We start from the raw sequence: 18,943 nt of genomic DNA, 5'->3' as shown, positions 1-18,943 counted from the left end.
GACCCTACCGACGGGGTTAGCCTCGCCCGTATGCCGATCCCTCCCTATGTCTCCCGCCTGCGCACCATGGTCGGCCGGGAGCTGCTGTGGATGCCGGGCGTCACGGCCGTCGTGCTGCGGGCGGCCGCCTCCGGCGGCGAGGACGAGGTGCTGCTCGTGAAGCGCTCCGACAACGGGGCCTGGACTCCGGTCACCGGGATCGTCGACCCGGGGGAGGAGCCGCACGTCACCGCGGTCCGCGAGGTCCAGGAGGAGGCGTGCGTCGTCGTCGAGGTCGAGCGGCTCGTGTGGGTGTCGACGAGCGACGTCGTGACCCACGCGAACGGCGACCTGGCGCAGTACCTCGACCACACCTTCCGCTGCCGCTGGGTCTCGGGCGAGCCGCGACCGGGCGACGACGAGGTGACCGATGCGGGCTGGTTCCCGCTCGAGGCGCTGCCGCCGATGAGCCGGCTGTTCCGCGACCGCATCGCACTGGCCGTCGAGAATCCGGCCGAGGTCCGCCTCGGCCACTGACCCGAAGAGGTGGGGCCTCGGCACGTGGTGTCGGGAATGATGGGGGCATGACGACGCTGCCCCCGGCCGACGAGCTCCTGGAGCGGGCACACGTCGTCGCGCTGCCGATGAGGGTGCGCTTCCGGGGGGTCGATGTGCGCGAGGCGCTGGTGCTCGAAGGGCCCTCCGGCTGGGGCGAGTTCAGCCCGTTCGTCGAGTACACCGACGGCGAGGCCGCGCGCTGGCTCGCCGCTGGGCTCGAGGCTGCGTATGCCGTGTGGCCTGCTCCCGTACGCAACGCCGTGCCGGTCAATGCGACGGTCCCCGCCGTCGTTCCCGAGCGGGTGCCCGAGGTCCTGGCTCGCTTCGACGGGTGCACGACGGCCAAGGTCAAGGTCGCCGAACGGGGCCAGACCCTCGCCGACGACGTCGACCGCGTCGCCGCGGTCCGTGCCGCGATGGGGCCGTCCGCCAGCATCCGGGTCGACGCCAACGGCGGGTGGGACGTCGAGACGGCCACGGAGGCGCTGAGGCGGCTCACGGCATACGACCTCGAGTACGCCGAGCAGCCCTGCGCCACGGTCGAGGAGCTCATCGAGCTGCGTACAGCCCTGGCACGTAGAGGGATCGATGTCCTCGTCGCTGCCGACGAGTCGATCCGCAAGGCCGACGACCCCATCCGCGTCGCACGGCTCGGCGCAGCCGACGTCGTCGTCGTCAAGGTCGCACCGCTCGGTGGCGTCGCGAGCGCGCTCGAGGTCGTCGAGGCCTGCGGTCTGCCGGCCGTCGTCTCGTCCGCGCTGGACACGAGTCTCGGCATCGCCGCCGGGGTGGCGCTCGCCGCGGCACTGCCCTCCCTGGACCACGCCTGCGGCCTCGGCACCGTCGGCCTCTTCGAGCGCGACGTCTCAGCGAGTCCGTGGCGCCCGACCGGTGGCTTCCTGACCACGGGGCGCGCGGTGCCCGACCGTGAGGCCCTGGCGGCGCTGGCCGCACCGCCGGACCGGCAGCGGTGGTGGCGCGACCGCCTCGTCCGATGCCATGCCGTGCTGGCGGGTGGGCCCCGCCGATGATCAAGGCCTGCCTCAACGGCGACCGCACCCGCGACCAGCACCGCTCCGTGCCCCAGACGCCCGGGGAGCTCGCCCGCGCGGCGGCCGAGGCCGTCGCGGCGGGTGCCTTGATGGTGCACGTGCACCCGCGGGACGAATCCGGCCGCGAGACCCTCGAGACGCGGCACGTCGTGGATGCGGTCGTGGCCCTCCGCGCTGCGACTCCGGGGCTGCGCGTCAGCGTGTCGACGCGTGACGGCATCGTCGGAAGCACCCGGCAGAAGCTCGCCCACGTGTCCCGGTGGCCCTCGCCCGATCTCGGTGGACCCGACTGCGCGAGCGTCAACTGGCACGAGGATGGCGCCGTCGACGTTGCAGAAGCCCTGCGGGACAGGCGGATCCGTGTCGAAGCCGGCATCTGGACACCACAGGCCGCCAGTCGCTTCGCCTCGACCTCCTGGGCGGCGCAGGTCGAGCGCGTCCTCGTCGAGGTCATCCCGGGCGTGACCCCTGGCCTCGACGGCCCGCAGGCCGCCCAGCAGTTGGTTCGGGCTCTCGGGGCCTCCCCGGTGCCCGTTCTCGTGCACGGAGAGGAGCGGTGGGCGTGGCCCGTGCTCCGGTGGGCACAGGAGGCCGGCTACGACGTGCGCGTCGGCCTCGAGGACACGCTGTCTCTGCCGGATGGCCGTGAGGCCCGCGACAACGCCGAGCTGGTCATGGCGGCCCTGGAGCTCCAGCCGAGCACTCCGACCTCGGAGAGCTCGACCCGCTGAGCCGCCGGTGCGCGGGTGTCAGCGGCGGTCGTCCCGGTGCGGTACCGCCTGCTGTGCGAGCTCGCGCAGCCATGCCGCCTCGTCCCGTCGCTCCGCACGCGACACCGGGACCTCGAGAACTCTCATGCCGGATGCGGATTCGGCCAGCGCCGCAGCAAGACGACCCAGGTCGTCCACGCACTCGTATGCCGTGTGGTGTGCCGCGCACAGTGCCTCGAGGTCGGTGCCGTGCGGGGTCGCGAAGACCCGCTCGAAGGCACTCGCGTAGCGGCGGTCGCCTTGTTCGAGGGTGCTGAAGATCGCGCCGCCGTCGTCGCTGAGGACGACGAACGTGAGGTCCGGCCGACGCTGGCCGCGGCCCGTGAGCAGGCCGTTCGTGTCGTGCAGGAAGGTGAGGTCGCCGAGGTAGGCGATGCTGCGCGCGGCCTGCGGTCGGCCCAGGGCGACACCGATGGCCGTCGACACCATGCCGTCGATGCCTGCGAGGCCGCGGTTGCCGACGACGAGACGGTGCTCCCCGGGCGGCCACGGTGTGGCCATGACGTCGAGGTCGCGTACGGCGTTCGAGGAGCCGACGACGAGCGTCGTGTGGGCGGCGACGGCGGCGCCCACCACGGCGGCGACGGCCAGGGCCGACAGGCCAGTGGCCCCAGGAGGGCCAGCCGGGTCGCCCTGCGGCGCAGCGACTCCGGCGTCGATGAGAGCGGCGAGCCGGTCGTCGGCGTCACGCCAGGCGTCGAACCATTCCGGGTCGTCGGGGGCCTCGACGCGGGGCACGGCGTCGAGCACGCGGGCGACCCGTCCGGGGTCGGTGGCGACGCCGTCGCGCCCGCGCACGGAGAGCACCTCGAGCCCGGGGTCGCTGATGAGGCTCGTCACCGGTCTCGACAGCGTGGGGTGCCCGATGACCACGACCCGCTCCACGTCGCCGCGCAGGTCGGTGGTGAGCAGCAGCCGGCCGGTGCGCAGGGCCTGACGGCCGATGCGGGCTCCCGACGTGGGCTCGGCCACGAGGGGCCAGCCGGCGGACTCGGCCAGCAACCGCGCGGCCGGCCCTGCGTCGTCGCCGGCCACGACGACGGTGCGCGGCCCGAGCGGGAGCACCTCTCCGTCGGTGGGCAGCGAGACGGACGGATCGCGTCCCGGCTCGTCCGCGGACCACCGCGACCCATCCATGGCGGGATCCTTTCGGCCGGCTGGCGCTTCGCGCTGCACGAAACCCTTCGCGGCGGGATCGTTGCGGTGCGCGCTCGTCGGCCTCTGCCACCACGTGTCCGGGCCGGCGTCCGAGGGCAGGAGGTCACCCTCGAGCTGCACGTTCAGCTGCGTCGGACCGCGACGCGAGCAGGACTGTGTCACAAGGGCACTCAACTCCTCAGCGGGGACTCCGGCTGTCACGTCGTGGCACGGGGCGAACACCCCGAAGATCCCCGCCTGGTCGGTCGTCTGGTTGGCGCCGGTGCCGCGCAGCCGGTCGGGACGGTCAGCGCTGACGACGATGACGCGGCGGCCGGTGTGGTGCGCCTCCATCAGCGACGGCAGGAGGTTGCCGACGGCCGTGCCGGACGTCGTGACGATCGCGACGGGCCGGCGCGAACCGGTCGCGAGACCCAGGGCGAGGAAGCCTGCCGAGCGTTCGTCGACACGCACGTGCAGCCGGAGGTCGCCCCGCCGGTCGGCCGCGTCCAGTGCCAGGGCGAACGGCGCCGACCGTGACCCGGGAGCCAGCACGACGTCGCGCACGCCGCAGAGCCACAGCTGCTGCAGCACGTGGAGCGCCAGCTCCGGGGCCGTGCGTCGAGCGGTCATGGTGACGGGTCAGTCGCTCGCGAGCGCGTCGCGCATGGGGATGAGCTTGGCGATCGACTCGGCGACCTCCGACTCGGGGTCGGACCCTGCGACGATGCCGCAGCCGGCATACAGCGTGATCTGCGAGGGGTCGCCGGCGTCTAAGGCACCGCTGCGCAGGGCAATGCCCCACGCGCCGTCGCCCTTGGCGTCCATCCAGCCCACCGGGCCGGCGTAGCGGCCGCGGTCCATGTGCTCGAGCTCGGAGATGAGCTCGACCGCACGATCCGTGGGGGTGCCGCCGACCGCCGCCGACGGGTGCAACGATGCGGCGAGCGTCAGCGACGAGGCGCCGTCCGCGCTCACGGCCGCGACGTCCGTGGCCAGGTGCATGACGTTGGGGAGGTGCAGCACGAAGGGCGCCTCCGGCACGTTCATCGACGAGCAGTGTGGTGCGAGTGCGTCCGCGACCGAGCGCACGGCGTACTCGTGCTCCTCGAGGTCCTTCGACGACCTCGCGAGCGACGCGGCGAGCGCGAGGTCCTTGGCGTCGTCGCCGGTGCGCCGGATGGTGCCGGCGAGCACCCGGGAGGTGATGAGCCCCTGGTCGCGCCGCACGAGCAGTTCCGGCGTGGCTCCGACGAGGCCCGCGACCGCGAAGACCCACGTGTTCTCGTACCGCTCGGCCAGGCGCCGCAGCAGCCAGCGGGGATCGATGGGCCCGGAGGCTGTCGCGACCAGGTCGCGGGCCAGCACGACCTTGTCGACCTCGCCCGCCGCGATGCGCTGCACGGCCTCGGCGACCGCGTGCGAGTAGTCCGCCGGGGAGACGGCGCCGTCGGCGAACGCCACGCCCTGCGGCGGCTCGGGATCCGTTGCAGCAGACGGGTCCTCGATGAGGGTCAGCTGGGGCTCGAGGGAGACGGTGGTGAGCCACGTCTGCCCGTCGCGCCGACCGACGACGGTGGAGGGCACCACCAGCCGGGCGGGTTCGGCGGAGTCCGACGCGAAGGGGAAGGACCCGAAGCACACGAGGCCTGTGCCGGCCCGTCCGACCTCGTCACGGACGACGGCGCGTCCGGCGACCTCGCGCCACCACGCCTCGGCGTCCGCAAAGCGGTCCTCGCCGCGCGCCTCGAATGTCAGGGCGGTGCCCCAGCCGACGAGGCCCTCACCGCGGCGCACCCACGACACGAGCTCATCATGCGGCCGGTCGGCGGGGAGGAAGGTGAGCAGGGCGTCCGCTGCTGCGAGCGGCACGGTGCGCACGACGAGCGTCGGTCCCGCGGCGGGGGACGGCGCGTCGGGGGCTGGAAGCGTCGACATCGACTGCAACTGTACGGCCGTCCGGCCGCCGGCCCGGCGAGCGGCGACCCGGGCGACACGCAGGCCGGCCGCCGCCCCGGGGTGGCACGCCGCGTCTCACGGCACCTCAGCGCGGGGTGCGAGGATGGGCGCATGACCCGTGCGCAGCTGGACAAGAAACCGGTCGACGTCGCGTCGATGTTCGACACGGTCGCCGAGAAGTACGACGTCACCAACGACGTGCTCTCGCTCGGGCAGGACCGGCTGTGGCGCCGCGCCGTCGTCAAGGCCGTCGACGCCGAGCCGGGGGAGCGCATCCTCGACATCGCCGCCGGCACCGGCACCTCGAGCGAGCCGTGGGCCGACCGGGAGATCGAGGTCGTGCCGGCCGACTTCTCGCTCGGCATGCTCCGGGTCGGTCGCCGCCGCCGGCCCGACATGGCGTTCACCGCCGCGGACGCGATGAGCCTGCCCTTCGCCGACGAGAGCTTCGACGTCGTCACCATGAGCTTCGGGCTGCGCAACGTCGCGGACCCCGAGACGGCGCTGCGCGAGTTCCTCCGCGTCACCCGTCCCGGAGGCCGCCTGCTGGTCTGCGAGTTCAGCCAGCCGGTCAACAAGGTCTTCCGCACCGTCTACTCGAACTACCTCATGCGCGCGCTTCCGCCGGTGGCCCGTCGCACCTCCAGCAACCCCGACTCCTACGTCTACCTCGCGGAGTCGATCCGCGCCTGGCCGCCCCAGGGCGAGCTGGCGCGCGTCATCGAGGCGGCCGGCTGGCAGCAGGTCGGCTGGACCAACCTGACGGGTGGCGTCGTCGCGCTCCACCACGCCACCAAGCGCTGACCCAGCCGCCCTTTCGAGTGTTGTCGAGACTTAGGCATGCCTTATCTGACAACCGCGAAATGGCGGGAATAGACTCCCGAAGTTAGTTCGTGAAGATCTTCACAAGCGGTTCGGAAGCGTGCAGGGAGACATGACCAGTTCGAGCGTCGCGCCGAGCTCCTCGGGAGCCGATGGCGCACCTGCCGAGCGGGCCGACGTCATCGTCGTCGGGGCCGGCCCGGGTGGAAGCGCCACGGCCGCCTACCTCGCCGACCACGGTCTCGACGTCCTGCTCCTCGAGAAGTCGGCCTTCCCCCGCGACAAGATCTGTGGCGACGGGCTCACCCCCCGGGCCACCAGGGAGCTCATCTCCCTCGGCGTCGACACGACCGGCTGGCAGCGCACCAAGGGCCTGCGCATCAAGGGCGGCGGGCACACCCTGCAGCTCGACTGGCCCGAGTCCGACGCCTTCCCCGGCTACGGCATGGTCCGAACCCGCGCCCAGCTCGACGAGACCCTGGCCCGTCACGCGCAGAAGAAGGGCGCCCTGCTGCACGAGCGCACGAGCGTCACGGCGCCGCTGCACGACAGCGCGGGCCGCGTCACCGGCGTCACGGCCAAGCGCCTCGACGACGCCGGCCGCGCCACCGGCGAGACGGTCACCTACCGCGCCCCTGTCGTCGTCGCGAGCGACGGCGTCTCGAGCCGCCTCGCCACCGCCGTCGGGCGGCCCAAGCGCGAGGACCGCGTCATGGGAGTGGCCGTCCGCGCGTACTACACGACGCCCAGGCGCGACGACTACCTCGAGAGCCACCTCGAGCTGTGGAGCCGCGACGACGCCGGCAACCGCATCCTCATGCCGGGCTACGGCTGGCTCTTCCCGCTCGAGGACGGCCGCACCAACGTCGGCCTCGGCACCCTCGACACCACCTCGGCCTTCCAGAAGACCGACTACAAGGACGTCATGCGGCGCTGGGTCGAGGACATCTTCCCCGAGTGGCAGCTCGAGCACGACGAGTCCGCGGGTCCCATCCGCGGCGCCGCCCTGCCGATGGGCTTCAACCGCAGCCCTCTGTACGCCGACGGCCTGCTCCTCGTCGGCGACTCCGGTGGCATGGTCAACCCGTTCAACGGCGAGGGCATCGACTACGCCCTCGAGGCGGCACGCCTCGGCGCCGAGCTCGTCGCCCAGGCGATGGCGCGACCGAGCGACGCCGAGCGCGAGCGGGTGCTCGCGGCATACCCCAAGGTCATGAAGTCCGAGCTAGGCGGCTACTTCACCCTCGGCCGCTGGTTCGCGCACGCCATCGGCAACCCGGAGGTCATGCGGCTCGCGACGAGGTACGGACTTCCGCGCACCCGGCTCATGCCGTTCCTGCTCAAGATCATGGCCAACCTCGCCGACCCGGGCAGCAAGGGCGCGAGCGACCGGCTCATCTCCACCCTCTCGCGGCTGGCGCCCAGCGCATGAACCGCCCGACTGTCGGCGCACTTGTGACGCCGAGCACAATCGTCGGAAGCGCCCCTAGGATGGGTGCGCCGCGCACCTGCGAGCCCGCAGCCGCTGCAATGCACGACAAGGACGACCGGAAGGCACGTGACCTCGGATGAACTCCTACGTCCCGATCCTCTTCATGCTGGGTCTCGGCTTCGCGTTCGCGGCGCTGTCGGTCTTCACCTCCCTCGTGGTCGGGCCCAAGCGCTACAACCGCGCCAAGCTCGAGGCCTACGAGTGCGGCATCCAGCCGACCCCGCAGGCCGCCGGTGGAGGACGCGTCCCGATCAAGTACTACCTGACGGCGATGCTGTTCATCATCTTCGACATCGAGTCGGTCTTCCTCTACCCGTTCGCGGTGGCCTTCAACAAGCTGGGCCTCTTCGCGCTGGTCGAGATGGTCCTGTTCATCCTCACGGTGTTCGTCGCCTACGCCTACGTGTGGCGTCGTGGCGGCCTCGAGTGGGACTGACCTCGCGGATGACGCCGCACCAGCGGCACGTCCACCGGGTTCGTAGGGAAAGTTAAGGAGTAAGCAATGGGTCTCGAAGAGAAGCTCCCGTCCGGGTTCCTGCTCTCGACCGTCGAGGGCCTCGCCGGCTACATGCGCAAGGCCTCGATCTGGCCGGCCACCTTCGGCCTCGCCTGCTGCGCCATCGAGATGATGGCGGTGGGCACCCCCGACTACGACATCGCCCGCTTCGGCATGGAGCGCTTCTCGGCGACTCCTCGCCAGGCCGACCTGATGATCGTCGCCGGACGCGTCAGCCAGAAGATGGCCCCGGTCGTGCGCCAGGTCTACGACCAGATGCCCAACCCCAAGTGGGTCATCGCGATGGGTGTCTGCGCCAGCTCGGGCGGGATGTTCAACAACTACGCGATCGTGCAGGGCGTCGACCACATCATCCCGGTCGACATCTACCTGCCCGGCTGCCCGCCGCGCCCGCAGATGCTGCTCAACGCCATCATCGAGCTGCACCACCAGATCGAGACCTCGCCGCTCGGCGTCAACCGCGAGGCCGCCGCCAAGGCCGCGGAGGTCGCCGCGCTCTCGGCGACGCCGACGCACCAGATGAAGGGCCTGCTCGCATGAGCGGGGACGAGAAGAAGCCAGCGGACGGCAAGGCTACTGGCAACGCGGTCAACGCCGACACGACCAAGGACCAGAGCTCCGGCCTCACGCCCAACGAGATCGAGATCCGCCAGAACGCCGCCGCCGGCGCCGAGCCGGTCGTCGTCGGGGTCCGGCGCGGCATGTTCGGCGTCACCCAGGGCGGCGACACGACCGGCTACAGCCGCCTCGTGCGCCCGATCCTCATCGCCGGCGCTGCGCAGCGCCCCTACGGCAGCTACTTCGACGAGATCGCCGACAACCTCGAGCGCGGCCTCGTCGGCGGCACCGCCTCCTACGCCGAGGCGGTCTCGGCCGTCGTGGTCGACCGCGGCGAGATGACGATCCACGTCCGCCGCGAGCACCTGGTGGCCGTGGCCCGCGTCCTGCGCGACGACGCCTCGCTCCGCTTCGAGATCTGCACCGGCGTCTCCGGCGTGCACTACCCCGACCGCGCCGGCGAGGAGCTGCACGCGGTCTACCACTTCCTGTCGATCACCCACGGCGGCAGACGCGTCCGCGTCGAGGTCTCGTGCCCCGACGACGACCGCCACATCCCGTCGATCGTCTCCGTCTACCCGGCCAACGACTGGCACGAGCGCGAGACGTGGGACATGTTCGGCATCGAGTTCGACGGCCACCCGGCCCTCACCCGAATCCTCATGCCCGACGACTGGCCGGGCCACCCGCAGCGGAAGGACTACCCCCTCGGCGGCATCCCCGTCGAGTACAAGGGCGCCACCATCCCGCCGCCGGACCAGCGGAGGTCGTACACCTGATGAGCACGCACACCGAGTTCACCCAGACCGAGGTGCCGGACGCCGGCGCCAACGACGTCTATGCCACGTCCGTGGCCGACGAGCAGGCCAGTGAGGGCGCCCACGTCTTCAACGCCGCCGGCGGCGACTGGAACGACCTCGTCGACGAGGCCACCTCGCTCGGCGAGGAGCGCATCGTCGTCAACATGGGGCCCCAGCACCCGTCGACGCACGGCGTGCTGCGCCTCATCCTCGAGATCGACGGCGAGACGGTGACCGAGGCCCGGGCGGGCATCGGCTACCTCCACACCGGCATCGAGAAGAACATGGAGTACCGCTCCTGGGTGCAGGGCGTCACGTTCTGCACGCGCATGGACTACCTCACGCCCATGTTCCAGGAGGCCGCCTACTGCCTCGCGATCGAGAAGCTGCTCGGCATCACCGACCAGATCCCCGAGCGCGCCAGCGTCATCCGCGTGCTCATGATGGAGATGACGCGGATCAGCAGCCACCTCATCGCCTTGGGCACCGGCGGCATGGAGATGGGCGCGACGACCGTCATGACCGTCGCCTTCCGCGAGCGCGAGCGCCTGCTGCGGGTCATCGAGATGGTGACCGGGCTGCGCATGAACAACGCCTACATCCGCCCCGGCGGCGTGGCCCAGGACCTCCCGCCCGGGTCCATCGACGCGCTGCGCGAGATGGTGCCGGAGGTGCGGCGCGGCCTCGGCGAGCTCGAGGCCCTCCTCAACGAGAACCCCATCCTCAAGGGCCGCACCGTCGACGTCGGCGTGCTCAACCTGGCCGGCTGCATGGCGCTCGGCATCACCGGTCCGGTGCTGCGCTCGACGGGCCTGCCGCACGACCTGCGCAAGCTCGACCCCTACTGCGGCTACGAGACGTACGACTTCGAGGTCAAGACCCGCACGAGCCAGGACGCCTACGGCCGCCTGCGCATCCGCATCGACGAGATGTACGAGTCGCTGAAGATCATCGAGCAGGCCACCGACCGTCTCCAGGCGGGCGAGGGGCCGGTCATGGTCACCGACAAGAAGATCGCCTGGCCCGCTCAGCTGGCCCTCGGCAGCGACGGCCTGGGCAACAGCCTCGACCACATCCGCGAGATCATGGGCACCTCGATGGAGTCGCTGATCCACCACTTCAAGCTCGTCACCGAGGGCTTCCGGGTGCCGCCCGGCCAGGCGTACGTGGCCATCGAGTCGCCGAAGGGCGAGCTCGGCTGCCACATCGTCTCCGACGGCGGCACCCGCCCCTACCGCGCGCACTTCCGCGACCCGAGCTTCAACAACCTGCAGGCCGTGGCCGCGATGTGCGAAGGCAGCCAGATCGCCGACGTCATCGTCGCCGTGGCCTCGATCGACCCCGTCATGGGAGGTGTGGACCGTTGAGCGGTCACGACGCTTCAGGCCACCTGCACGTCAGTCCCGAGTCCAAGGCGCCGTATGCCGCCGACGTGCTCGAGAGGCTGCACGCCGACGCAGCCGAGGTCATCGGCCGCTACCCGCAGAAGCGCTCGGCGCTGCTGCCGCTGCTGCACCTCGTGCAGTCCGTGGACGGCTATGTCACAGGTCGTGGGGTGAGCTTCTGCGCCGAGGTGCTCGACCTCACCGAGGCCGAGGTCAGCGGCGTCGCCACCTTCTACACGCAGTACAAGCGCCACCCCAACGGTGAGTTCACCGTGGGCGTCTGCACCAACACCCTGTGCGCGATCATGGGCGGCGACCTGATCTTCGACCGCGTCTCCGAGCACCTGGGCATCGGCCACGACGAGACGACCGAGGACGGCAAGATCACCCTCGAGCGCGTCGAGTGCAACGCGGCGTGCGACTACGCGCCTGTCGTCATGGCCAACTGGGAGTTCTTCGACAACCAGACCCCCGAGAGCACGATCGGTCTCGTCGAGGACCTGCGGGCCGGCAAGGACGTCACCCCCACCCGGGGTGCGGCCAAGGTCTGCAGCTTCAAGGAGGTCTCGCGGGTGCTCGCGGGCTTCGAGGACGGCCGCGCCGACGAGGGCGTGGGCGCCGGGCCGGCGTCGCTGCTCGGCCTCAAGATCGCCAACGACCGCGGCTGGACCGCCCCGGGCGCCGACGGCAGCAACGGCTCTCGCGCTCCACAGCCCGCGCAGGCCGACGCGAAGGACGGATCGAAGTGACCGACACCCTGACCCCGATCCTCACGAAGTTCTGGGACGACCCCCAGTCCTGGACCCTCGCCACCTACGAGCGCCACGACGGCTACAAGGCCCTCACCAAGGCGCTCGAGATGGAGCCGCAGGCGATCATCGACGCCGTCAAGGACTCCAGCATCCGCGGGCGCGGAGGTGCGGGCTTCCCCACCGGGATGAAGTGGTCGTTCATGAGCCCGCCCGACGGCGGCCCGCGCTACCTCGTCGTCAACGCCGACGAGTCCGAGCCGGGCACGTGCAAGGACGTGCCGCTCATGATGGCCAACCCGCACGCGCTCATCGAGGGCGTCATCATCGCCTCGTACGCGATCGGCTGCGAGCACGCCTTCATCTACCTCCGCGGCGAGGTCGTCCACGTCTACCGCCGCCTGCTGCGTGCGGTCGAGGAGGCCCGCGCTGCCGGCCACCTCGGCACCGACGTCGGCGGCAAGGGCGTCACGGTCGACATCACCGTCCACGCCGGTGCCGGCGCCTACATCTGCGGCGAGGAGACGGCCCTGCTCGACTCGCTCGAGGGCCGCCGCGGCCAGCCGCGCCTCAAGCCGCCGTTCCCCGGCGCCGCGGGTCTCTACGCCCGTCCGACGTCGGTCAACAACGTGGAGTCCATCGCCTCGGTGCCCGGGATCATCCTCGAGGGCTCCGACTGGTTCAAGGGCATGGGCACCGAGAAGTCCACGGGCTTCGGCATCTTCAGCCTGTCCGGCCACGTCACCAACCCGGGCCAGTTCGAGGCCCCGCTCGGCATCACCATGCGCGAGCTCATCGACCTGGCGGGCGGCATGCGCGGCGGGCGCAAGCTGAAGTTCTGGACGCCGGGTGGCAGCTCGACGCCGATCTTCACCGAGGAGCACCTCGACGTGCCGCTCGACTTCGACTCGGTCGCCGCCGCCGGCTCGATGCTCGGCACGCGCGCGCTGCAGGTCTTCGACGAGACGGTCTCGGTCGTGCGCGCGGTCGCGCGCTGGACCGACTTCTACGCCCACGAGTCGTGCGGCAAGTGCACGCCGTGCCGCGAGGGCACGTGGTGGCTGCGCCAGATCATGAACCGCATCGAGGCGGGCCAGGGCACGCAGGACGACATCGACAAGCTCGTCGACATCTGCGACAACATCCTCGGCCGCAGCTTCTGCGCACTCGGTGACGCGGCGACGAGCCCGATCACCTCCGCCGTCCAGCACTTCCGCGAGGAGTTCGAGGCCGGCATGCACACGCCGGCCCACGAGCTGTTCCCGCCGGAGCGGTCGGTCCTCTTCCCCGTCCAGCCACAGGTCCAGACCAAGGAGTCCAGCGGGATGGTGTCCGCATGACCACCACTGCTTCGAACCCGACCGGGACGAAGGCCGCCCAGGACCTCGTCAGGCTGACCATCGACGGCGTCCCCGTCAGCGCGCCCAAGGGCACGCTGGTGATCCGGGCCGCCGAGACGATCGGCGTCGAGATCCCGCGCTTCTGCGACCACCCGCTGCTCGAGCCCGTCGGGGCGTGCCGCCAGTGCCTCGTCGACGTCGCGATGCCCGACCGCGAGGGCAACGTCCGGCCGATGCCCAAGCCGCAGGCGTCGTGCACCATGACGGTCTCCGAGGGCATGGTCGTCAACACCCAAGCCACGTCCACGGTCGCCGACAAGGCGCAGCAGGGCGTCATGGAGCTGCTCTTGATCAACCACCCGCTCGACTGCCCGGTCTGCGACAAGGGCGGCGAGTGCCCCCTGCAGAACCAGGCGATGAGCGCCGGTCGCGCGGTGTCCCGCTTCGAGGACGTCAAGCGCACCTACCCCAAGCCGGTCAACATCTCCTCGCAGGTGCTGCTCGACCGCGAGCGGTGCGTGCTCTGTGCCCGCTGCACCCGCTTCTCCGACCAGATCGCCGGCGACCCCTTCATCGCGCTCGTCGAGCGTGGCGCCCTGCAGCAGATCGGCATCTACGAGGAGAAGCCCTTCGAGAGCTACTTCTCGGGCAACACCGTCCAGATCTGCCCGGTCGGCGCGCTCACCGGTGCCGCCTACCGCTTCCGCAGCCGTCCGTTCGACCTCGTGTCGACGTCGTCGGTCTGCGAGCACTGCGCGAGCGGCTGCGCCATGCGCACCGACCACCGCCGCGGCGTCGTGCTGCGCCGTCTGGCCGCCGAGGACCAGGCCGTCAACGAGGAGTGGAACTGCGACAAGGGCCGCTGGGCGTTCACCTACGCCACGCTGCCCGACCGCGTGCAGCTGCCGATGGTGCGTGACACCGACGGCGAGCTCAAGGTCGTCGGGTGGCCCGAGGCCCTCGCCGCCGCTGCGGCCGGCCTCTCCCGGGCTGCCGCCGCCGGCGTGCTCGTCGGTGGCCGCGTGTCCGCCGAGGACGCCTACGCCTACGGCAAGTTCGCGCGCGTCGTGCTCGGCACCAATGACGTCGACTTCCGCGCCCGCCCGCACTCCGCCGAGGAGGTCGCCTTCCTCGGCGAGCACGTGGCCGCCACCGGCCCCGAGGGCGGCTCGGTGACCTACGCCGACCTCGAGCAGGCCAAGGCCGTGCTCCTCGTCGGCTTCGAGCCCGAGGACGAGAGCCCGATCGTCTTCCTGCGCCTGCGGAAGGCCTACCGCCACCACAAGACGCAGGTGTATGCCGTCGCGTCCCACGCGACGCGCGGCCTCACCAAGCTCGGTGGCACCCTGCTGCCGACCGTTCCGGGCCACGAGGCGTCGGCCCTGGCCGATCTCGGCGCGACCGAGCCTCGCACCGAGCTCCTCGCGACGGCTCGTGCGGCCCTCACCGAGGGCGGCATCGTCCTCGTCGGAGAGCGCCTCGCCACCTCGCCCGGCGCCCTGCGCGCCGCCGCCGACCTCGCCGCCGCCACGGGCGCCCGCCTCGCGTGGGTCCCGCGCCGGGCGGGGGAGCGCGGTGCCCTCGAGGCCGGTGCGCTCGGTGCGCTCCTGCCCGGCGGGCGTCCTGTCTCCGACGCCACGGCCCGTGCCGAGGTGGCCCGCGTCTGGGACGTCGACCACGTGCCCGCGACGCCGCCGCGCGACACGGCCGGCATCGTCGCGGCCGCCGCTGCGGGAGACATCCAGGCCCTGCTCGTGGGTGGCGTCGACCCGTCCGACCTCGGTGACCCGGCTGCTGCCGTGGCCCTCGAGAAGGCGTTCGTCGTCTCCCTCGAGCTGCGCGAGTCGCCCGTCACCGCCGTCGCCGACGTCGTCCTCCCGGTTGCCTCGCAGTCCGAGAAGGCCGGCACGTTCGTCGACTGGGAGGGCCGCGTCCGCGCCTTCGAGGAGGCCCTCGAGAGCAACGCCGTGAGCGACCACCGGGCGCTCGACATGCTGGCCAGCGAGATGGGCCACTTCCTCGAGACCCGCACGCAGCACGAGATCCAGGCCCAGTTCGAGGCGCTCGGCCCGTGGGGCGGTGCGCGCGCCACCAGCGCGCCGGCCGGCCAGCGTGCCGCCGCGGCGCCCGACGGCACCGGTGACTTCACCTTGTCGACGTGGGCCACGCTCCTCGACGCCGGCCGGATGCAGGACGGCGAGCCGTTCCTGGCCGGCACCGCGCCGCTGGCCGTGGCCCGGCTCTCGGTCTCCTCGGCCGCCGGACTCGGCGTCGAAGACGGCGACCACGTCACGGTCACCGGCCCGATCGGCAGCGTCACGCTGCCCGCGGTCGTCACCGAGGGCATGGTCGACGGCGTCGTCTGGCTCCCGACCAACTCGCGCTCGACCAACCAGGACTGCTCCGTCCGCGCCGGCCTCGGCACCGACGCCGGGGGCCGCGTCCACGTCACGAAGGGTGGTGCGGCATGAGCCTCGGCCTGACCGCATACGGGGTGGCGGCCGCGCTGCCCGCGACCGAGAACCCCACGGCGAACTTCAGCGACACCCCGTGGTGGCTGTCGCTCATCAAGGCCGTCGGCATCTTCGTCTACCTGCTCATCTCGACGCTGCTCGTCATCTGGTTCGAGCGCCGCGTCATCGGCCGCATGCAGCAGCGCCCGGGGCCCAACCGCAACGGACCCTTCGGGCTGCTGCAGACCCTCGCCGACGGCATGAAGTCGATGCTCAAGGAAGACATCACGCCGGCCAACGCGGAGAAGCTCATCTACACGCTGGCGCCGCTCATCGCCGCCACGATGGCCTTCGTGTCGTTCGCGATCATCCCCGTCGGCGGCACGGTGTCGATCTTCGGCCACGAGACACCGCTGCAGGTGACCGACGTCCCGGTGGCCGTGCTCCTCGTGCTCGCCGTCGCCTCGGTCGGCGTCTACGGCATCATCCTCGCCGGGTGGAGCTCCGGCTCGACCTACCCGCTGCTCGGTGGCCTGCGCTCGACCGCCCAGGTGATCAGCTACGAGATCGCCATGGGGCTCTCGCTCGTCGCGATCTTCCTCTACAGCGGCTCGATGTCGACCTCGGCGATCGTGTCGGCGCAGAGCTCGCTCTGGTACATCCTCCCGGCGTTCTTCAGCTTCGCCGTCTACGTCATCACCATGGTCGGCGAGACCAACCGCCTGCCCTTCGACCTCGCCGAGGGCGAGGGTGAGCTCACGGGTGGCTTCCACACCGAGTACTCCTCGATGCGCTTCGCGATGTTCTTCCTCGGCGAGTACGTCAACATGTTCACCGTCTCGGCCCTCGCCACCACCCTGTTCCTCGGCGGCTGGCAGGCACCGCCGATCATCTCGGCCATCAACGACAACATGTTCGGCGGCGGCTGGTGGGGCCTGCTGTGGTTCACCGCCAAGCTGTGGCTGTTCATGTTCATCTTCGTCTGGCTGCGCGGTTCCCTGCCGCGCGTGCGCTACGACCAGTTCATGCGCTTCGGCTGGAAGTTCCTCATCCCGATCACCCTCGCCTGGGTCGTCGCCGTCGCCTTCATCCGCGGCGCCCAGCTGGGCTTCCTCGGCGACAGCAAGCTGACCTTCGCCGGCCGGGAGCTCTCCGTCGCCACCGTGGTCATCGTCAGCATCGTCGCCGTCATCGCGCTCGCCGCGGCGTGGATCTGGGACGACAAGCGCGCCGCCAGGGCCGCCGCCGAGGAGGAGACCCCGCCCGAGGAGGTCGACCCCTTCGAGGACGGCTACCCCGTGCCGCCGCTGCCCGGCCAGCGCCTCGCCGAGCCCACCCCGCGCCTGGCCGCGTCCCGCGAGCCCGTGCTCACGACCGCCAGCACCTCGAGCACCTCGACCCCCCGCAAGGAGGAGGACCATGCCTGACGACACCGTCGGCAAGGACGTGTCGCCCCAGAGCCCCGGCAATCCCACGGGTTCGGAGGTCGGCGCGCCGCGTGGCCAGCGGCCCGCCAAGGACGAGCGCGACAAGGGTTTCCTGTCCGAGCTCTTCGCCCCGGTGGCCGGGTTCGGGGTGTCGTTCTCCACGATGTTCCGCAAGGTCGCCACCGAGGAGTACCCCGAGAAGCCGCGCCCGACCGCGCCGCGCTTCCACGGCCGCCACCAGCTCAACCGTCACCCCGACGGCCTCGAGAAGTGCGTCGGCTGTGAGCTGTGTGCGTGGGCCTGCCCGGCCGACGCGATCCTCGTCGAGGGCGCCGACAACGACGACACGCCGCTCGAGCAGGGTGGCAAGGGCCGCTTCAGCCCCGGCGAGCGCTACGGCCGCGTCTACCAGATCAACTACCTGCGCTGCATCTTCTGCGGCCTGTGCATCGAGGCCTGCCCGACCCGCGCCCTGACGATGACGAACTTCTACGAGCTGGCCGACAACGACCGCGGCAAGCTCATCTTCACCAAGGACCAGCTGCTCGCACCCCTGCAGGGCGGGATGCTGCCGCCGCCGTTCCCGATGGCCGACGGCCTGGAGGAGCGCGACTACTACCAGGGCAAGGTCACCGGCGCGACCGCCGAGCAGAAGGCATACGTCGGCGCTCGCGACGCCGGCACGGCTGACGGCGACGTCGACGACCTCGACGACGACGGCAGCACCGCGCCCTCGATCACCGGCGCCGGCGGCCGCCCCGGCAACGCGGCCGCGGCCGTCCCGGGCGAGCACGACGTCGCCCACGCCGGGCACCCCACCGCAGCACAGACCAGGGAAGGGGCCAACCCGTGACCTCCACCGCCGAAGCCGTCGGCTTCTGGGTGCTGGCCCCGATCGCGGTCATCGCCGCGCTGGGCCTGCTGTTCGCCAGGAAGGCCGTCCACGCCGCCCTCGGCATGGCGCTCGTCATGTGCACCCTCGGGATCTTCTACATCATGCAGAAGGCCGACTTCCTCGGCATCGTGCAGGTGTTCGTCTACACCGGCGCCGTGATGATGCTCTTCCTCTTCGTCCTCATGCTCGTCGGCGTCGACTCCTCCGACTCCGTCGTCGAGACCATCAAGGGCCAGCGCTGGGCGGCGTTCCTGCTCGTCATCGGCCTCGCCGGCGTGCTTGTCTTCTCGATCGGGCAGGTCGTCCTCGACCAGCAGAGCGTTCAGGCCGGCATGGACAAGCTCGTCGCGAGCAACGCCGACACCGGCAACGTGACGGGCATCGCCGAGCTGATCTTCGGCCAGTACGTCTGGATCTTCGAGATCACCTCCGCGCTGCTCATCACCGCCGCGCTGGGCGCCATGGTGCTCGCCCACCGCGAGCGCCTCACGCCGCGCATCACCCAGGCCGAGTGGGCCGCCAAGCGCGTGCGCGAGAACAAGAACGTCGCCGGCCTGCCCGTGCCCGGTGTGTACGCCCGCCACAACGCGGTCGACACCCCGGCGCTGCTGCCCGACGGCACGCCGAGCGACCTGTCCGTCTCGCGTGTCCTCGTGGCGCGCGACCAGGTCGCCACCGCCGAGGGCCTCAAGGACGTCGAGCGCCACATGGAGCGCGAGATCGAGGAGGGTCGGTCCAAATGAGCCTGATGAACTACGTCAACCTGTCGGTGCTGCTCTTCGCCATCGGTGCCGCCGCCGTGCTGATCCGCCGCAACGCGATCATCGTCTTCATGGGCGTCGAGCTCATGCTCAACGCGACGAACCTCGCCCTCGTCACCTTCTCCCGGCTGCACGGCGCCCTCGACGGGCAGGTCATGGCCCTGTTCGTCATGGTCGTCGCAGCCGCGGAGGTCGTCGTGGGACTCGCCATCATCATGGCGATCTTCCGCGCCCGCCGCTCGGCCTCGGTCGACGACGCCAACCTGCTGAAGCTGTAAGGAGCGCCGCC

Annotated in this window: 18 protein-coding genes; 16 read left to right on the top strand and 2 right to left on the bottom strand. The window is 71.3% G+C overall.

Translation table 11 applies throughout. The features are described from left to right. The first annotated feature begins 30 nt into the window (after positions 1-30). From AC3WRT_RS15335 to AC3WRT_RS15325, 3 genes are read left to right on the top strand one after another with little or no spacing between them, the layout of a single operon-like run. Positions 31-516, top strand: coding sequence for an NUDIX hydrolase (locus AC3WRT_RS15335; RefSeq protein ID WP_492723351.1), 486 nt, complete (start codon positions 31-33; stop codon positions 514-516). A 47-nt stretch (positions 517-563) separates the two neighbouring features. After that, entirely contained in the window at positions 564-1,568 is a 1,005-nt protein-coding gene (locus AC3WRT_RS15330) for an o-succinylbenzoate synthase (protein ID WP_492723349.1), read from the top strand. Next, positions 1,565-2,320, top strand: coding sequence for a 3-keto-5-aminohexanoate cleavage protein (locus tag AC3WRT_RS15325; protein WP_492723348.1), 756 nt, complete (start codon positions 1,565-1,567; stop codon positions 2,318-2,320). The genes AC3WRT_RS15330 and AC3WRT_RS15325 overlap by 4 nt, the downstream gene beginning before the upstream one ends. A gap of 18 nt (positions 2,321-2,338) precedes the next feature. On the opposite strand, the gene menD is transcribed toward AC3WRT_RS15325, so the two are convergent. Both menD and AC3WRT_RS15315 read right to left on the bottom strand, forming a co-directional pair. Continuing rightward, on the bottom strand, positions 2,339-4,129 hold the full coding sequence (gene menD, locus AC3WRT_RS15320) for a 2-succinyl-5-enolpyruvyl-6-hydroxy-3-cyclohexene-1-carboxylic-acid synthase (protein WP_492723346.1): 1,791 nt from the start codon (positions 4,127-4,129) through the stop codon (positions 2,339-2,341). 9 nt (positions 4,130-4,138) lie between these two features. Continuing rightward, positions 4,139-5,434, bottom strand: coding sequence for an isochorismate synthase (locus AC3WRT_RS15315; RefSeq protein ID WP_492723345.1), 1,296 nt, complete (start codon positions 5,432-5,434; stop codon positions 4,139-4,141). Between the two features lie 132 nt (positions 5,435-5,566). On the opposite strand from AC3WRT_RS15315, the gene AC3WRT_RS15310 reads away from it, so the two are divergent. The 13 genes from AC3WRT_RS15310 to nuoK all read left to right on the top strand — a co-directional run bounded on the left by AC3WRT_RS15310 (position 5,567) and on the right by nuoK (position 18,932). After that, entirely contained in the window at positions 5,567-6,259 is a 693-nt protein-coding gene (locus AC3WRT_RS15310; RefSeq protein ID WP_492723343.1) for a demethylmenaquinone methyltransferase, read from the top strand. Between the two features lie 130 nt (positions 6,260-6,389). Next, positions 6,390-7,709: a geranylgeranyl reductase family protein gene (locus AC3WRT_RS15305; protein ID WP_492723341.1), complete on the top strand. Its 1,320-nt coding sequence runs from the start codon at positions 6,390-6,392 to the stop codon at positions 7,707-7,709. A gap of 136 nt (positions 7,710-7,845) precedes the next feature. Next, positions 7,846-8,205 (top strand): NADH-quinone oxidoreductase subunit A, encoded by a 360-nt coding sequence (locus AC3WRT_RS15300; RefSeq protein ID WP_020145018.1) that lies wholly within the window; start codon positions 7,846-7,848, stop codon positions 8,203-8,205. Positions 8,206-8,271: 66 nt separating this feature from the next. After that, complete coding sequence (locus AC3WRT_RS15295; RefSeq protein ID WP_492723339.1) at positions 8,272-8,826, top strand: NuoB/complex I 20 kDa subunit family protein; 555 nt, start codon at positions 8,272-8,274, stop codon at positions 8,824-8,826. Beyond that, a complete protein-coding gene (locus tag AC3WRT_RS15290; RefSeq protein WP_492723337.1) occupies positions 8,823-9,623 on the top strand; it encodes an NADH-quinone oxidoreductase subunit C in 801 nt (266 codons plus the stop codon). Before AC3WRT_RS15295 ends, AC3WRT_RS15290 begins: the two co-directional genes overlap by 4 nt. After that, positions 9,623-11,011, top strand: a complete 1,389-nt coding sequence (locus AC3WRT_RS15285) for an NADH-quinone oxidoreductase subunit D (RefSeq protein ID WP_492723335.1) — start codon at positions 9,623-9,625, stop codon at positions 11,009-11,011. The genes AC3WRT_RS15290 and AC3WRT_RS15285 overlap by 1 nt, the downstream gene beginning before the upstream one ends. Further along, positions 11,008-11,778, top strand: a complete 771-nt coding sequence (gene nuoE / locus AC3WRT_RS15280) for an NADH-quinone oxidoreductase subunit NuoE (RefSeq protein ID WP_492723333.1) — start codon at positions 11,008-11,010, stop codon at positions 11,776-11,778. Before AC3WRT_RS15285 ends, nuoE begins: the two co-directional genes overlap by 4 nt. After that, positions 11,775-13,118, top strand: coding sequence for an NADH-quinone oxidoreductase subunit NuoF (gene nuoF, locus AC3WRT_RS15275; protein WP_492723331.1), 1,344 nt, complete (start codon positions 11,775-11,777; stop codon positions 13,116-13,118). The genes nuoE and nuoF overlap by 4 nt, the downstream gene beginning before the upstream one ends. Further along, positions 13,115-15,589, top strand: coding sequence for an NADH-quinone oxidoreductase subunit G (locus tag AC3WRT_RS15270; RefSeq protein WP_492723329.1), 2,475 nt, complete (start codon positions 13,115-13,117; stop codon positions 15,587-15,589). The genes nuoF and AC3WRT_RS15270 overlap by 4 nt, the downstream gene beginning before the upstream one ends. Then, entirely contained in the window at positions 15,586-16,998 is a 1,413-nt protein-coding gene (nuoH, locus tag AC3WRT_RS15265) for an NADH-quinone oxidoreductase subunit NuoH (protein WP_492723327.1), read from the top strand. The genes AC3WRT_RS15270 and nuoH overlap by 4 nt, the downstream gene beginning before the upstream one ends. Beyond that, entirely contained in the window at positions 16,991-17,851 is an 861-nt protein-coding gene (gene nuoI / locus AC3WRT_RS15260) for an NADH-quinone oxidoreductase subunit NuoI (protein WP_492723325.1), read from the top strand. The genes nuoH and nuoI overlap by 8 nt, the downstream gene beginning before the upstream one ends. Then, complete coding sequence (locus AC3WRT_RS15255) at positions 17,848-18,636, top strand: NADH-quinone oxidoreductase subunit J (protein WP_492723323.1); 789 nt, start codon at positions 17,848-17,850, stop codon at positions 18,634-18,636. Before nuoI ends, AC3WRT_RS15255 begins: the two co-directional genes overlap by 4 nt. Beyond that, a complete protein-coding gene (gene nuoK, locus AC3WRT_RS15250) occupies positions 18,633-18,932 on the top strand; it encodes an NADH-quinone oxidoreductase subunit NuoK (protein WP_492723321.1) in 300 nt (99 codons plus the stop codon). The genes AC3WRT_RS15255 and nuoK overlap by 4 nt, the downstream gene beginning before the upstream one ends. Positions 18,933-18,943: the final 11 nt, after the last annotated feature.

This window comes from Terrabacter sp. FW104-15G4B (assembly GCF_058790095.1).
This window is presented reverse-complemented; position numbering and strand designations above follow the sequence as displayed.

Coding starts and splice junctions, on each gene's coding strand:
- AC3WRT_RS15335 (WP_492723351.1), top strand. CDS start 31: ATGCCGATCCCTCCCTATGTCTCCCGCCTGCGCACCATGGTCGGCCGG.
- AC3WRT_RS15330 (WP_492723349.1), top strand. CDS start 564: ATGACGACGCTGCCCCCGGCCGACGAGCTCCTGGAGCGGGCACACGTC.
- AC3WRT_RS15325 (WP_492723348.1), top strand. CDS start 1,565: ATGATCAAGGCCTGCCTCAACGGCGACCGCACCCGCGACCAGCACCGC.
- menD (WP_492723346.1), bottom strand. CDS start 4,129: ATGACCGCTCGACGCACGGCCCCGGAGCTGGCGCTCCACGTGCTGCAG.
- AC3WRT_RS15315 (WP_492723345.1), bottom strand. CDS start 5,434: ATGTCGACGCTTCCAGCCCCCGACGCGCCGTCCCCCGCCGCGGGACCG.
- AC3WRT_RS15310 (WP_492723343.1), top strand. CDS start 5,567: ATGACCCGTGCGCAGCTGGACAAGAAACCGGTCGACGTCGCGTCGATG.
- AC3WRT_RS15305 (WP_492723341.1), top strand. CDS start 6,390: ATGACCAGTTCGAGCGTCGCGCCGAGCTCCTCGGGAGCCGATGGCGCA.
- AC3WRT_RS15300 (WP_020145018.1), top strand. CDS start 7,846: ATGAACTCCTACGTCCCGATCCTCTTCATGCTGGGTCTCGGCTTCGCG.
- AC3WRT_RS15295 (WP_492723339.1), top strand. CDS start 8,272: ATGGGTCTCGAAGAGAAGCTCCCGTCCGGGTTCCTGCTCTCGACCGTC.
- AC3WRT_RS15290 (WP_492723337.1), top strand. CDS start 8,823: ATGAGCGGGGACGAGAAGAAGCCAGCGGACGGCAAGGCTACTGGCAAC.
- AC3WRT_RS15285 (WP_492723335.1), top strand. CDS start 9,623: ATGAGCACGCACACCGAGTTCACCCAGACCGAGGTGCCGGACGCCGGC.
- AC3WRT_RS15270 (WP_492723329.1), top strand. CDS start 13,115: ATGACCACCACTGCTTCGAACCCGACCGGGACGAAGGCCGCCCAGGAC.
- nuoH (WP_492723327.1), top strand. CDS start 15,586: ATGAGCCTCGGCCTGACCGCATACGGGGTGGCGGCCGCGCTGCCCGCG.
- nuoI (WP_492723325.1), top strand. CDS start 16,991: ATGCCTGACGACACCGTCGGCAAGGACGTGTCGCCCCAGAGCCCCGGC.
- nuoK (WP_492723321.1), top strand. CDS start 18,633: ATGAGCCTGATGAACTACGTCAACCTGTCGGTGCTGCTCTTCGCCATC.